The organism is Dapis brunnea BLCC-M229 (genome assembly GCF_050015995.1).
Taxonomy (GTDB): Bacteria; Cyanobacteriota; Cyanobacteriia; order Cyanobacteriales; family Microcoleaceae; genus Trichodesmium.
This window is the reverse complement of record NZ_JBNHEP010000105.1, coordinates 1-14,493: the sequence shown is the minus strand read 5'-3', so window position 1 is coordinate 14,493 and position 14,493 is coordinate 1. Positions and strand designations below refer to the sequence as shown.

The following is a 14,493-nucleotide window of genomic DNA, read 5'->3' as shown; positions in this document are numbered from 1 at the left end:
CTGAACTTATTTTTATTGCCTATTTTTAATGACTTTGCTTTGTGGCGATCGCCTCTTATTAATTATTCAAGAAAATTGATAAATTCTGGATATATTATCAAGCAAACTTAGACCCAAAAATAGCAATTTACCATAGCACAAAATATTTTTGCAAGAGGTCTACTCTGTTGGCAAGCAGATCAGATTATCGTTTTGGATATAGATTAAGCCTTGCTGGCGTAATTTACCCATAAGACGAGTCACAGTTACACGGGTGGAACCAATAGCACTACCAATTTGAGCATGGGTCAAAGGCCAAGGTAAATAATAACCGCTTGTTAGTTCTGCCCGATCTTCACTAATCCAGGGTTCTCCATATTCTTCAATTAATAGTGTGATAAATCCAAATAACCGATCGATAGTACGACGTTGACCCAGGGTACTTAGCCACAAAAGCTTCCTTTGATGTTGATACCTAAAAGCATCTAGAACTTCTCTGCGGAAGTGAGGCCAGTTATCGAGGTCATGCCAATACATCCAAAGTACAGTTGTTTGATCCGCATGGGCATAAGCTTGTAGTGTAAATGGTGACTGAGCTATTAGTTCAAAGGGTTGACCAGCACCGACAAATCCGAGGAAAGCTTCGTCTGAAATTGGACTTGTTTTTGACTTACTAGACTTATTGCGACTGGCACTAATGTGGGCATTACCTACTAGGCGAATTGCTCCTTTTTGTATTAGATACAACAAACCTGGGCGGGCGGGAATACGTTCATCTTTGGTAAAAGCTCTACTACGGTAGTGTTCTTCTGCCCAATCTATGATCAGTTGCCAAGTCAAAAATGGTCTATTATTAGGGGCAGAATTGTTAGTAGATTGTATATTTAGTGACATTTCTGGTAGGTCTGGATGTGATGATAGTTGCATTCTTACTCTCTTTTGCTAAAAGTTGGACTTAAGTTCAAATCAATTTGCTCGAGGGCACACGAGCAGATATTAATTTGTCTGTTTATATCAGTCTTATCTTTTATATCAGTGTAGCAAAAAACACATCTTTTTCCGAATGTTGTAGGATAAATTTTATTTGAGGTGGTGATAATTTTGACAAAATTATCATTTCAGTGTAAAGCAATACATTTTTTGCAAAAAGCTGTAAGTTTATATCGGGAGAAATTGGAATGGTCTTGTAGCGATGAAAATAAATTAGAAGTTTGGGCAAGGATGAAGGTAATTCCAATGAACCAAATTAGGGATTGTAGAGGAGTTATATACAAGTCAGCGATCGCTCTCAAGTTAGCCCCAGTTTTGCAACAACCAGCAATATATATTGCTACTGAGTTAGCTAAGTATTGTAGAGAAATAGTTAATAGTGAAGGAAAGAAAGATGTAGTAAATTTCCAGGTTGAAGTAATTTCATCTGGCATAATTTACTTGAAATTAACGGATTTGAGCATAGCTAAATGGTTGAATTATTTAACTTATGTTCCCCTCAAGAGTGATAAGCAAAAGTTTCAGGTGGATGTTGACCATCAATCTCGTGAAACTATAAATTTGTTTCCTATTCAATATAGTCATGCTCGTTGTTGTTCCCTCTTGCGTATGGGTGAACGGGATGGTCTGATTACTCTTGCTCCGACAACTCCAGAAAACTATGGTCAATTTTGGTTTATTCACACTCCTGATCCCATACCTTGGCAAAAATCTAATGGGGAATTACAATTTTTACATGATGCTGAATATGAATTAATTGTTCAAATTGCTTCTACCCTAGATTACATATATTGTCTTTCCACCACTAGAAAACCTATAAATTGGGTCAAAGTAGCTAATTGTTTTAGTACCACTTTTCAAACTTTTTACGGTCAGTGTCGTATATGGGGCGAGGTGAAAGTCAAAACACCGAAATTAGCAAAAGCTAGATTAGGTTTAGTTTTAGTAACTAAGTCTGTACTGAGATTTTTATTAGAAGAAAGGTTGAGTCGGAAAGCACCTATAGAACTTTAGTTCAGTTCTGTCCCTACTTAGAGGTTTTTATCTACCACTTAAAAGATGGTGGTTTTCAAATTACTAAGGATTTTGATATGAGTTATAAAGTTATATCATGTCTCTTTGAATAACCACAATAAAAAATTTAGGGAGTAGGGAACAAAGGGAAAGAGCGAAAAATATTCTCGCGGGAGTAAAGCACTTCTAGAAGTTGAGTTAGCAGGAATAATTTTGATTGTGTTTAAAATAAATTAAGACCTTTGAGATTCTCAGGATTATATCAAATCTGTCCCTATTTAGGGCTTGCTGATTAACTTTCAAAGCCTTCCATTGTAAATATTTTAGCCTTTTTATAGTTAAAAAAGTGCAAGATTTTCAGTCTAGGGAGCTAAAAAAATTAGGATGAGTGAGTAGATAAGGTATAGAAAAATCAAGGGATATTTCTGCCTCCTAATATAGAATCCGTTTATATAATATATGTTTATAATTATATCTATACAATATTCAATCCCCCCACCTCCCTACCTCCTCATCTCCCCATCTCCCCCAACCATATAATAAGTATTCAACCGGATTTGATATAACTCCTCTAAATTCAGAATTCAGAATTCGCGTATTCTGAATTCTACCCTCAACCATAAGACTTTTTCAGCCAACCCTACTTAGAGGTTTTTATCTACCACTTAAAAGATGGTGGTTTTCAAATTACTAAGGATTTTGATATGAGTTATAAAGTTATATCATGTCTCTTTGAATAACCACAATAAAAAATTTAGGGAGTAGGGAACAAAGGGAAAGAGCGAAAAATATTCTCGCGGGAGTAAAGCACTTCTAGAAGTTGAGTTAGCAGGAATAATTTTGATTGTGTTTAAAATAAATTAAGACCTTTGAGATTCTCAGGATTATATCAAATCTGTCCCTATTTAGGGCTTGCTGATTAACTTTCAAAGCCTTCCATTGTAAATATTTTAGCCTTTTTATAGTTAAAAAAGTGCAAGATTTTCAGTCTAGGGAGCTAAAAAAATTAGGATGAGTGAGTAGATAAGGTATAGAAAAATCAAGGGATATTTCTGCCTCCTAACTCCTCTAAATTCAGAATTCAGAATTCGCGTATTCTGAATTCTACCCTCAACCATAAGACTTTTTCAGCCAACCCTACTTAGAGGTTTTTATCTACCACTTAAAAGATGGTGGTTTTCAAATTACTAAGGATTTTGATATGAGTTATAAAGTTATATCATGTCTCTTTGAATAACCACAATATAAAAATTTAGGGAGTAGGGAACAAAGGGAAAGAGCGAAAAATATTCCCGCGGAAGTAAAGCACTTCTAGAAGTTGAGTTAGCAGTGATAATTTTGATTGTGTTTAAAATAAACTAATACCATTTCTCAAAAAGAATGCTATACCCGATCGGGTGGGGAAGTGTGGTCTGTGTGTTCCGTGTAGGGAGGAATAAACATAAGAATAATAAACATTAAATGGGCTAATAAAGAGCAAAAAAGTAATTTCCCCTGTGTTAATTACTTAATAACTGAAGTGTGACCTAAGTATAGCAATGCTTTTGGGAATTGGTATAAGACCTTTGAGATTCTAAGGGTTATATCAAATCTGTCCCTATTTAGACGTTTTTATTTACCATTTAAAAGATGGTTATTTTCAAATTACCAAGGATTTTGATATGAGTTATATTGTAATTTACGACGGGAACTGTAATCTATGTGTAACCTTAGTCCAGGTATTAGAGACTATAGACCAGGGTCAAATATTTGAGTACATTCCTATGCAAGATTTAGAAACATTAAATCAGTTTTGCATTACTGCTGAAGATTGCGAAATGGGAATGATTTTAATTAATACTAATGCGCCACAATTTCGGTGGCAAGGTAGTGACGCAGCAGAAGAAATAGGCCGACTATTACCTGCGGGGAATTTTTTTGTAGCAGCATATCGGAGTTTACCTGGGGCGAAATCGATGGGCGATCGCTTTTATGAGCAGATTAGAGATAATCGTTACACTATTTTTGGTAAACGTTCTACTACTTATCATTCCCCCTATCCAGTTGGTTGTAAAGCTTCTTTATCTGAAGAAAAACATTCAACTTAAACTTGAATATTCAGATTGAATTTGGGTAATAATTCTCAACTATTTTGACAAAAAAATAGTTAATTAAGAAATTGGGATTTTTGCCTAATTTTAATCTCAATCTCAAGCCTAATTAGGGTTTGCTGAAAAAGTCTTTATTGGTCTTTATAGTAGTCAGTAGTGACGAAAAATGGTGGATTACAGAAGATTTAGTCGGAGCAATTGTCCCTCAATTTTTCCACTGTTGTTTGCTCATCCATCCTCACTTTTTGAGCTATTGATAGCCAAAAGGTGGCACTTTTAGAACACACGCAATGGCAAGTTCCTTTATTTATCAATGGTTTGAGATTTAATCAGCAAGCCCTAATTAATTAGTCATAATAAAAATTTTTCTCTCTTTCAACAGAGTATCTTTTCTTGCGGAATGCTGCGCAAACAAAATTCTCCCTACTTGCTGTTTTTGAAAGTTTTTATTTCAGGTATTCAAAAAGAAATGATATTAGTAATTTTATGGCAACTTAAATTTAGTCTCTCATAAAATCCTTTTTCTTTTCATCTTTAATCCACTTCTGAAAATACTTAATTTCTTGTTATACATATTTTCTGTGTTCCATAAAGTCTATTTGATTAAAAATTGGCAGTAGTGATTTAAGATATTCTGCATAACTTTCATGGGTCGGTTTAAGACTCTCAGACCACTCAAAGTAAAAGATTCTGCGGAAAGTTTTTTATAATTCTCAAAATAAGGTTCTAGGGGAAGTTTATTAAAATCCTCAACACTTTGATTATACTTACAAAATAAATCAATAAATTGATAACGTCTTTCGTAGGGAAATGTTGTAACTAAGTTAAACACTAATTGCATCAAATCAATATCTTCATATCTATTTTCAATCAGACTTTCTAGCAGTTTATTTTGTCTATCCTCAAGAACAACTTTCTCTTCTTCTGTTACTTCCAAAAGAAATCTTCTTTCCAGAATAGTATTTCTGAATCCAGAGTTAGATAATACCTTGTATTTCGGATCAATATGCTCAACTTTTTATGAAGGTAAACATCCGCAAATTTTTGGAACTCACCATCACTCAAAGAATTAAGTTTATTTTGAATCAGATTAATTTTTGCCAGAGGAATTTTCTAGAGATAAAAATCATATCTTTTTCCTAAATTTCCAAGTAGCGATCGCTTCTCTCTATTTTAGAAGTTAAATTTTGGCTCTCTTTCGATAAAGTAATATCTGGAGTTTCTTTTGTTGTTTTGTTAGTTCCCGGTACAGACCCTAATGATTTAATTAACTTTACCTGTTCAATTTTTTGATGAAGGTAAGTATCAGCAAGTTTTTATAGCTCACTACCACCTATTTTTTGAGTTGATTTTGAATCTGATTAATTTCTGCCATAGTAATTTTATAGAGTTCAAAATAAGAGATTTTTATCCAACTTATACCAAATTCAAAAAAGGTAGTTACATCTTAATTTGTGATTTATTGCTACAATTTTTAATTGTATATATCCATCAAATGTCAAAATTAAGCATTTTTTCTTCTTTTTTATCCAGTTTTTCTTTCACTATTCTCTGTTATATGTTCCCTGTTCCCCGTGTCGAGACTGTAGCAATATTTTATGAAATTGGTATTAAAACTAGCGATCACTTCTCTCTATTTTAGGAATTAAAAATTTCCTCTTTCCAGCAAAAAATAAACTTCAAACAATAAAAAAACTAGGAATAATTGGATAAATCAAATATTCCTAGTTCTTAATTTTTTTCAGTTTAAATATAGCTAAGAAAGAATTGTTTAGGAAATATTTTTCCAACTGTTCTCTGTTCTCTGTTCTCTGTTCTCTGTTCTCTGTTCTCTGTTCCCTGCTATATATAAAATTATTTACGTTTCAGAAGGAGAAGATTGACTCAGAAAAGGAGTCAGATAAGCAACCAAAGCACCAATAAGAAAAGCCGCAACATTACGAGTCAATGGCAACCAATCTGAAGTTCTTGATACTACCGGACCAATACCAAAAGCAATAAACAAAATTCCCCACAATGGAGAAAATATTAACGCCCACTGCCAAGAAAAAGCTTGGTCTGGCTTACGAGGTTGAGCTGCAAAGCCACAAATTACTCCGCCAATAGCTGATGTAATTAAAGTTAAAATCCACTGTTCCCGTGGTAAACCTGGTACAACATTACAACCCCCTTGACGCAAACAAGTTTGGATTGATTCTAATGATTGAATAATTGATTGGTCTTCACCTTGGTCTCGCACAAAAAATTGATTACCGTAGCGAGTTTGCAACTCTACCCAGAATGTCCGGGGAAGGAATTCATAAAGAGCGCGACCCACATTAAAATTAAGGATATTACCACCACGAGCGTCAGCTACTAACAAGACACTTTTATTATCAAGTTCCCAAAAATCTTTAACTGCTCTACCAGGAGTACGGTCAAATTGAGTTAAAACTCTAAGTTTCCAGCCAGTTTCTGTTTCAAATTGCTCTAAGTCTTTGGCTAGTAAATTTTCTTGAATGTCTGTTAATGCTCTGGCTAGGTCGATGATTGGTGTTTGCTCTTTGGGAAGTAAATCTGGATTGTTGTAGGCTTGAGCAACTTTTGGAGTTAGAGCCAAAGTCAATAATGCAAGGAAGATTGCTACAATTGATACAAAAAAGTTTTTTGAAAAAAATTTTATCATTTTATATTTAGTTTAAATCCAAAAGGTGGACAGTAAATGCTTGTATTAACAAAGAAAGTGAAAAAATCTCATCTTTCTTTACAATTATTTACTTTAACTCACAATTAAATAAAGTGTGAAGTTAATCTTAATATTTTTGAGACTTTTGACTTGGTTATATGGTCTTTTGTTAATACAAAATAGCCATTAATGATGTATTGAGGATAACAATTATCTATCTTTTTACGGCCAACGAAGCTAGGGTTTGGAATGTAGTGGGAGCAAAATCCTGCCGTCAGTGAAAAAAAGACATTTAAGTAGGGTTTGCTGAGGGTAGGATTCAAGAGCCAGGAATAAGAAATAATAAGGATTAACGAGGAGGTACAGGGAAGAAGTATTTCAGATTTTCTGCCCTTGTCTGCTCCAAATGTGAGCATTTAGGAGTGAAAAGCTTCCACTTCTTTCGTAAAAAAAGGCTTTAGCCTTTATCTCTAAAAGAATTTAGAGTTAATCAGCAAGGCTTAAATAGAAAGAGCAGTATAATTCAGGAGTATAAATCTTAGTTAATATGTATTAATGTCTAGATTACCTAAAATGTGATACTTTTGTCTGTTAAAGTTTAAGTTTAAAAATAAAAATTACCGAAAAATTTGGTTTAAAGCCTCACCCTTCTAGGGCGACTTTTTAGTTGATTTTTTTCCAAAGATTATGTTATCATATTGTTAATAATAAAGTCATTTTATGAAAGCGAGATTTAAGTACCGCATATACCCAACATCGGGACAAAAACACCGATTAGCAAGGCTATTTGGTTGTGTCCGTGTTGTCTGGAATGATAGTCTAGCTTGCTGTCAGGAAAAATATAAATCAGGAGATAGGAAGCCTGTTAACTCTGAGCTACAAAAACAGTTTATTACTCAAGCTAAAAAAACTGAAGACAGAAAGTGGTTATCAGAGGTTTCTGCTATACCATTGCAGCAATCTTTAAACGATTTAAACCAAGCTTATCAAAATTTCTTTACTTCAACCAAAGGTCAGAGAAAGGGTAGACCTATTAAACCTCCTAAATTTAAAACCAGAAAGTCAAGACAAATTGCAAGGTTTACCAAAGGGGGGTTTAAAGTTGGTCAGGATAAAGTTTATTTGGCCAAAATTGGAAAACTGAAAATTGTTTGGTCAAGAGAATTACCTGCTACTCCATCATCAGTAACAGTAATCAAAGATTCAGCTAATAGATATTTTCTGAGTTTTGTAGTAGAAACTTCACGAGAAGTGTTGTCTAAAACTGATAATTCAGTAGGTATAGATTTAGGAATTAAAACTTTTGCTACCTTGAGTAATGGTCAAAAAATTGAAGCGCCCAAACCGTTGAAAAAACAAATTAAGAAGTACCGAAAATTGAGCAAGTCATTATCTAATAAAACTAGGGGGTCATATCGATATGAAAGAGCTAGGCTAAAAATAGCTAAGTTCCATGCCAAATTGAAAGACACTAGAGCAGATTTTCTACATAAATTATCTACTGAAATAATTCGTGAAAACCAAACAATTGCTTTAGAGGATTTGAATGTATCTAGTATGGTTAGAACCGTAAATTATCCAGAGCCATATCAGATTTAGGTTGGAGACAGTTCCGAACACTTTTAGAAGGAAAAGCAGAAAAATACGGTCGTGATTTTAGAGTGATTAGCAGGTGGGAAGCAACATCACAAAAGTGTTCATGTTGTGGATTCAAAGGTGGAAAATTAGACCTTTCAGTAAGGGAGTGGGAATGTCTCAACTGTGGTACAAAACATGACCGTGATGAAAATGCAGCAATAAATATATTGGTCGCGGGCGGGCAGTCCGAAACAAAAAACGGACGCGGAGGCAAGCGTAACCCACCCCCATCGCCTCCCGGGAGGGGAGCAAGAGGGGTGGGTGCGGCAGCCTGTGCAACGTCAACCCATCGAGGAGCTACGGCTCGGTAGGAATCCGCGTGCCTTTAGGCCGGGGAGGATGTCAATGCCTAATTTAACCAACTTCCTGCTAGAGCAACCGCTAAAGCATCAGCCGCATCGTCCGGTTTAGGAATTTCTTCCAAATTTAATTCTCTAGCTACTGCTTGTTGCACATCAGATTTATCTGCATTGCCATAGCCTGTTATTGCTTGCTTAATTTGTGCGGGTGTAAACTCAATTAATGGAATTCCATGTTGTGCTAATACTAATACTAAAATTCCTCTAGCTTGGGCAACTAAAATTGTATTGCCCATGCGATAAAAGAATAATTTTTCTGTGGCTGCTAAGTCTGGTTTAAAGTTATTTAGTATAGTGTGTAAATCTTCATATATTGTGATGAGACGTTGCCCCATTTCTTGTTTTTTTGTGGTTTTAATTACCCCAAAATCAACCATAGAAGTAGAATCTATTTTCTCTGTTTTTGCATTATAAACACACTTAATTAATCCAAATCCTAATACTGCTAAACCTGGATCTAATCCGAGAATTAATTTTTCCATATTTTTGTTACTTCTTTAGCGATCGCCTGATTAATCTGCTGTTTATCAAAATGTTGGTATTTATACCCGCGCTCTCCTGTAAAGAAGCGTCCTATGGGAATGCCAATCAATCTTGTAATTTTACACATAAATAAATATATTAAAAGGAAAAATCCCTGACAGCTCAGCTACATACTCATAAAAATTGTGATATCATAAAAATTGCCTGTGGTTGCTCGCCTCTACACATGACTTTTTATTCAACTAAATTTCTTTGCTCAGAGACCATTACATATTCAGGAATTTTCTCCAGGAGCAATACCAGAAATATCTTCATCTTGTGAAGCTCTCATAAACTTATGTGCTTGTTTTTCCACGATCAAATTTTTTCATCCATCGCTCCTCACTAGAAAATAACCAAAATTTTCATTTTTTTAGGCTCCCGAAAAGAATCGGCACACCACAGAATTTTCGGTTGCATCCTCACTTTAATTGTGATACTATAAAAACTATCTTGAGTTTTTTGCCTCTGCATATGACTTTTTATTCAACTAAAAAAATAGTATTTCAGCAATAGAACTCTGTTCCGCTTTCGCTGCGCGACATGAAAGGCGGAGCCTAGCGGCAGCTATATCGCGAATGCTATAAAAAGGAAAATCAATGTCAAAGATACACTTAGGGGTTCTATAAAAATCAAAGAAACTAAATTTATTTTCCTAAAATAATATTTTAATTTAAGTATCCCTGAATCTAATATGAAATAGGTTAATATTTGCTGCTAAAGATTGATAGCCTCAGGAGTTCAATAATTAATAATTACCTCTTCTTAAAAACGGATAGGATTGATTAAAAGGAATTTTTTTGTTTTTTTATCCTTGAAAGGAGAGGCTTTAAAGCTTAATTTTTCGGTAATGGGGTGATTCGTGAGTAGTAGAATTTTTTTGTATTTCATATAACTTAGCTCCAAAGAAAGAACAAACCTGAAGACTTAATGCTAATTGCTGTATTATTAAAGATGCAATATTTTTAATTATCTGAAAAACAACCCAAAATTTAATCAAATTAGGAGAAGCACTGATACAAGTTTTTGATAATTGTTACATAGTCAATTTTTTATAAAAAACCTGCTTTGATCAATCTGCTTCTCCCTGAAAAATCAAACTACAATTGAGAATATTAATTCTTAAATTATGCTTCTACTCCTGCCAATCCAAAAACCCTATTAAACACCTTTTTCACCTTATCACCAGAGTCAATACTTTCCAAAGGATCTTTTCGTAGTCGATGTCGTAAACACATAGTAATAACACGACCAATCTCCTCAATACTCACTTCTGTATTACCTTCAAAAGCAGCTAAAGCTTTCGCAGCACGATTAGTGACAATATCTCCCCGTAAACCATCTACATCTAACTCAGAACAAACTTGAGAAACTTTTACTCGTAAATCATGGTCAACTTCCACTAATTTCAACTTTTTTTGAGCATCTACAAGCTTATTTTGTAATTCTTCCTGTTGTGATTTGTACTTTTCTAAAAATTCTTGAGAATTTTGGTCAAAAGCTGAACGTTGTTCAACAATTTCAACTCGTAATAAAGGGTCTTTTACAGTTCTAATTTCAGCGTGCATACCAAATCTGTCCAGTAACTGAGGTCGTAATTCCCCTTCCTCTGGGTTTCCCGAACCTACAAGTACAAAACGAGCAGGATGCCGTATAGAAATACCTTCTCTTTCCACAGTATTCCAGCCACTTGCCGCCGAGTCAAGCAAGACATCAACTAAGTGGTCATCCAAAAGGTTGACCTCATCAACATACAAAATCCCACGGTTAGCCTTTGCTAGTAGACCTGGTTCAAAAGCCTTCACCCCTTCCGATAAAGCTTTTTCAATGTCAATAGTGCCACATACCCGATCCTCCGTAGCCCCCAATGGTAAATCTACCATTTGGACCTTTCTTGTAAAAATCGGAATTTCTTCCTGCCGTGCTAGTCTATCTCGCACTGAATCACTCATCAAATCTGGGTCATCAGGATCGCTATTAAAAGGGTCATCAACAACAATTTCAATTTCTGGCAATAGGTCAGCTAAAGCACGGATAGTAGTAGATTTACCCGTACCTCGATCGCCCATAATCATTACCCCCCCTATTTTGGGGTCAATTACATTTAATAACAAGGCCAGTTTCATTTCTTCCTGGCCGACAATTGCAGTGAAAGGAAAAACAGCCCGACCTTTGGAAACGGCTGGTTTAACAGATGTATTTACCATAAAATTGGGTTTAAAGCCTCGCCCTTCTAGGGCGACTTTTTAGTTTTTTTTCAATAGAATAGATATGTTATCATGTTGTTAGTTTAAAAGTTAGGTTATGAAAGCTAGATTTAAGTATCATATATATCCAACACTGGGACAAAAATACCTATTGGCCAAGCTATTTGGTTGTATCGGTGTGGTTGGGAATGATAGCCTAGCTTATTGTCAAGAAAGTATAGATCGGGAGAAAAGAAACCTGAACTTATCTGAACTACAAAAACAGTTTATCACTCAAGCTAAAAATACTGAAAATAGAGAGTGGTTATCAGAGGTTTCTGCTATACCATTGTAGCAATCTTTAAATGATTTAAACCAGGCTTATCAAAACTTTTTCAAAGTACGGACGTTGTATGGAACGTCCCTAGGTCAGAGAAAAGGTAGGCCTATTAAACCTCCTAAATTTAAAAATAGAAAGTGACGCTCAAACTGCTAGGTTTACAGACGCTCAAACTGCTAGGTTTACAAAAGAAGGGTTTAAAGTTAGTCAACATAAAGTCCCTAGCAACGCCAAGATTGGAAAGCTGAAAATAGTTTCGCCTCTCAGAGTTACCTGCTGCTCCATCATCAGTAATATTAATCAAAGATTGTAGGGGCGATTCGCGAATCGCCCCTACTAGATATTTTCTCAGTTTTGTAGTAGAAACTATACCTGAAATCTTACCTCAAACTGATGTTTGAGAAGATTTGAACGTTTCTGATATGATAAAAAAGCGGTGCAACCCCGCGACGACTACAGTCGCAAAGGAACCCACACCAAGAGACCTTCATTAATTGATAATGAATAATTACCTCTGATTAAAACTGTTCTTGATTGAATATAAGGAAATATTATTTCTTGTCTTGGTCGATTGGATATGGCCAGGACTTACGCAAAGACACTATATATAGCGTATGCTAAATAGAGCGATGTAGCTGCCGCACTTGCTCCGCCAACGCTTAAAAATTATAGCGACCGCCTGAACAAAAAAATTATCATAACTAATACTAAAGATAAGCTAATATAATTGATTTTAACTCTATATAGATATATGTGGCTAATTATAAATAAATTTTGCTAAAATACCCTGATAATTGTAGAATAATATTATTGTTAATTTGAGCTAACAAGATGAATTTTAACTATATTGATCCCATACCAATATCTACTAAATTCTCAGACAAATTATACTATCACGCTCTTTAGCAAATCACCTAGAAAATGTTAGCCATGACACGATAAATCGTTATTTAAAAATCGAAAACTTTGATAGCAAATATTTGTGGAGAAATGTTAAAAAAGAAATCATAACTAATACAGAAGGTTATTTAATTTTTGATGATACAGTCCTTAACAAGAAACATAGTAATAAAATTGAATTAGTTCGGCGACAGTATAGTGGTAATGAGCATCAAGTAGTTCGTGGCATAGGAATAGTAAATTATATATATTTTAATCCAAAAATCGAACAATTTTGGCTGATAGATTATCGAATTTATGACCCAGATACTGATAAAAAAAACAAAATAGATCATGTGGAAGAAATGATTTTATGTGCATCAAATAAGAAAAAATTACAATTTAAGACTGTATTAATGGATAGTTGGTATGCAACACAAAGGTTGATGGGATTGATAGATAATATGGAAAAAATTTATTATTGTCCCTTGAAAATAAATCGTTTAGTCGATGATACAGGTGGTGTAGCAAAATATAAAAACATAGGAGAATTAAGTTGGAACTCCTCAGAAAAAATATCAGGTAAAATAATTAAAATCAAAGGTTTTCCAAGAGATAAAAAAGTTAAACTATTCTGGGCAACTGTTTCTACTAACAGAACAGAACATATTGTGACTAATGACTTAAGTCAATCTTCGCATTTATGCTGTAGAATTTGAATCTCAAACTAGATGGAAAATTGAAGAATTTCACAGAGAAATTAAGCAGCTAACAGGTATTGAATTTTGTCAATGTCGCCTGAGAGAAATTCAAAAAAATCACATAGCCTGTGCTATGTTAGTCTGGAATTTCTTATGCATATTAGCAGTGAAAATAGGAAAAACTATTTATCAAGTAAAACATGAATTACTCTCAGATTATCTGATCGAAGAGTTGAAAAAACCCACAATAAAATTTAGGGCTATTTTTATTTTATAGGTGTTTTTTAACCCTTGTTTTAACAATGGCAAAAATCTTGAGGCGATCGCTATAATTTTTTAAGCGTTGGCGGAGCAAGTGCGGCAGCTACATCGCTCTATTTGGCATACGCTATATATAGCGTCTTTGCGTAAGTCCTGATGGCGTTTAGCGTTCCGCACAACTTCGTTAACGCTACGCGACATGAAAAGCGTTAGCGTTAGCGCAGCTCCTCTGTTAGCGCAGCTCCTCCGAAGGAGGCAAGAGGCTGCGGCTTTGGAAGATCGGGAAACCTCAGCATCCCATCCTAGGTCATGCTCCGCATTGGTTAAACGTGAGTCGCGGTTATTATGCTCAATTTGCTATTCAAACATATTTAAAAATGGTAGGGGCGATTCGCGAATCGCCCCTACCAAAAGGAAAAGCAGTAGGTTTAGATGTAGGCATTAAATATTTCTTGGCTAATAGCAATGGCGACACTATAGAAAACCCTCAGTTTTACAGAAAGTCTGAAAAGCAGTTAAAAAGAGCTAATAGGCAGAAATCTAAGAAGTACAACAAAGGCGCAAAACCGCAGTCAAATAACTACCACAAAGCTAGAAATAGATATGCACAGAAACATCTGAGAGAGGGACGTTGCATGCAACGTCCGTACAGGCAACGTAGAGAATATGCTAAAGGAGTAGCGTATTGCGTGGTTCAATCTAATGATTTTATAGCCTATGTAGACGCGAAGCGGCGTGCCAAAGGCAGACTTAAATGTGAAAGGTATGCTAAGAAATCGAAGGCTCGTAGGGGCGATTCGCGAATCGCCCCTAGAATTATAGCGGTTTTCATAAACATAGACTACAGTAACAGCAGTGAGTAAACCAGT

The 14,493-nt window shown here is 35.0% G+C and carries 12 protein-coding genes and 1 pseudogene; 7 read left to right on the top strand and 6 right to left on the bottom strand.

Annotated elements, in window-relative coordinates; genetic code table 11:
- Nucleotides 1–159: 159 nt before the first annotated feature.
- Nucleotides 160–906, bottom strand: a complete 747-nt coding sequence (locus tag ACP6PM_RS12790; RefSeq protein ID WP_426585136.1) for a Crp/Fnr family transcriptional regulator — start codon at nt 904–906, stop codon at nt 160–162.
- A 174-nt stretch (nt 907–1,080) separates the two neighbouring features.
- Between ACP6PM_RS12790 and ACP6PM_RS12785 the strand changes: the two genes are divergently transcribed.
- Together ACP6PM_RS12785 and ACP6PM_RS12780 are read left to right on the top strand one after the other, a co-directional pair.
- Nucleotides 1,081–1,983 (top strand): DALR anticodon-binding domain-containing protein, encoded by a 903-nt coding sequence (locus tag ACP6PM_RS12785; protein WP_426585134.1) that lies wholly within the window; start codon nt 1,081–1,083, stop codon nt 1,981–1,983.
- Between the two features lie 1,661 nt (nt 1,984–3,644).
- Nucleotides 3,645–4,070: a thiol-disulfide oxidoreductase DCC family protein gene (locus ACP6PM_RS12780; protein WP_426585132.1), complete on the top strand. Its 426-nt coding sequence runs from the start codon at nt 3,645–3,647 to the stop codon at nt 4,068–4,070.
- Nucleotides 4,071–4,668: 598 nt separating this feature from the next.
- On the opposite strand, the gene ACP6PM_RS12775 is transcribed toward ACP6PM_RS12780, so the two are convergent.
- Both ACP6PM_RS12775 and ACP6PM_RS12770 read right to left on the bottom strand, forming a co-directional pair.
- A complete protein-coding gene (locus ACP6PM_RS12775; RefSeq protein ID WP_426585130.1) occupies nt 4,669–5,010 on the bottom strand; it encodes a hypothetical protein in 342 nt (113 codons plus the stop codon).
- 921 nt (nt 5,011–5,931) lie between these two features.
- Nucleotides 5,932–6,738 carry a TPM domain-containing protein gene (locus ACP6PM_RS12770; RefSeq protein ID WP_426585128.1) on the bottom strand — a complete coding sequence of 269 codons (807 nt, stop codon included), beginning with the start codon at nt 6,736–6,738 and terminating at the stop codon, nt 5,932–5,934.
- A 720-nt stretch (nt 6,739–7,458) separates the two neighbouring features.
- Between ACP6PM_RS12770 and ACP6PM_RS12765 the strand changes: the two genes are divergently transcribed.
- The gene (locus tag ACP6PM_RS12765) at nt 7,459–8,337 is read left to right on the top strand and encodes an RNA-guided endonuclease InsQ/TnpB family protein (RefSeq protein WP_426585126.1); all 879 of its coding nucleotides are present in this window, start codon (nt 7,459–7,461) and stop codon (nt 8,335–8,337) included.
- A 62-nt stretch (nt 8,338–8,399) separates the two neighbouring features.
- On the top strand, nt 8,400–8,687 hold the full coding sequence (locus ACP6PM_RS12760; RefSeq protein WP_426585124.1) for a zinc ribbon domain-containing protein: 288 nt from the start codon (nt 8,400–8,402) through the stop codon (nt 8,685–8,687).
- Between the two features lie 38 nt (nt 8,688–8,725).
- On the opposite strand, the gene ruvC is transcribed toward ACP6PM_RS12760, so the two are convergent.
- The 3 genes from ruvC to bchI all read right to left on the bottom strand — a co-directional run bounded on the left by ruvC (nt 8,726) and on the right by bchI (nt 11,464).
- Nucleotides 8,726–9,217, bottom strand: coding sequence for a crossover junction endodeoxyribonuclease RuvC (gene ruvC / locus ACP6PM_RS12755; protein WP_426585122.1), 492 nt, complete (start codon nt 9,215–9,217; stop codon nt 8,726–8,728).
- Entirely contained in the window at nt 9,205–9,345 is a 141-nt protein-coding gene (locus ACP6PM_RS12750) for a hypothetical protein (protein ID WP_426585121.1), read from the bottom strand. The genes ruvC and ACP6PM_RS12750 overlap by 13 nt, the downstream gene beginning before the upstream one ends.
- Nucleotides 9,346–10,384: 1,039 nt before the next feature.
- A complete protein-coding gene (gene bchI / locus ACP6PM_RS12745) occupies nt 10,385–11,464 on the bottom strand; it encodes a magnesium chelatase ATPase subunit I (protein WP_426585119.1) in 1,080 nt (359 codons plus the stop codon).
- 97 nt (nt 11,465–11,561) lie between these two features.
- On the opposite strand from bchI, the gene ACP6PM_RS12740 reads away from it, so the two are divergent.
- The 3 genes and pseudogenes from ACP6PM_RS12740 (at nt 11,562) to ACP6PM_RS12730 (ending at nt 14,487) form a co-directional block, all read left to right on the top strand.
- The gene (locus ACP6PM_RS12740; RefSeq protein WP_426585117.1) at nt 11,562–11,798 is read left to right on the top strand and encodes a helix-turn-helix domain-containing protein; all 237 of its coding nucleotides are present in this window, start codon (nt 11,562–11,564) and stop codon (nt 11,796–11,798) included.
- 820 nt (nt 11,799–12,618) lie between these two features.
- Nucleotides 12,619–13,640, top strand: a pseudogene (locus ACP6PM_RS12735) (IS701 family transposase).
- A gap of 313 nt (nt 13,641–13,953) precedes the next feature.
- Entirely contained in the window at nt 13,954–14,487 is a 534-nt protein-coding gene (locus tag ACP6PM_RS12730) for a transposase (protein ID WP_426585116.1), read from the top strand.
- The last annotated feature ends 6 nt before the right edge of the window (nt 14,488–14,493 follow it).

Coding starts and splice junctions, on each gene's coding strand:
- ACP6PM_RS12765 (WP_426585126.1), top strand. CDS start 7,459: ATGAAAGCGAGATTTAAGTACCGCATATACCCAACATCGGGACAAAAA.
- ACP6PM_RS12790 (WP_426585136.1), bottom strand. CDS start 906: ATGCAACTATCATCACATCCAGACCTACCAGAAATGTCACTAAATATA.
- ACP6PM_RS12740 (WP_426585117.1), top strand. CDS start 11,562: ATGAAAGCTAGATTTAAGTATCATATATATCCAACACTGGGACAAAAA.
- bchI (WP_426585119.1), bottom strand. CDS start 11,464: ATGGTAAATACATCTGTTAAACCAGCCGTTTCCAAAGGTCGGGCTGTT.
- ACP6PM_RS12780 (WP_426585132.1), top strand. CDS start 3,645: ATGAGTTATATTGTAATTTACGACGGGAACTGTAATCTATGTGTAACC.
- ACP6PM_RS12750 (WP_426585121.1), bottom strand. CDS start 9,345: ATGTGTAAAATTACAAGATTGATTGGCATTCCCATAGGACGCTTCTTT.
- ruvC (WP_426585122.1), bottom strand. CDS start 9,217: ATGGAAAAATTAATTCTCGGATTAGATCCAGGTTTAGCAGTATTAGGA.
- ACP6PM_RS12770 (WP_426585128.1), bottom strand. CDS start 6,738: ATGATAAAATTTTTTTCAAAAAACTTTTTTGTATCAATTGTAGCAATC.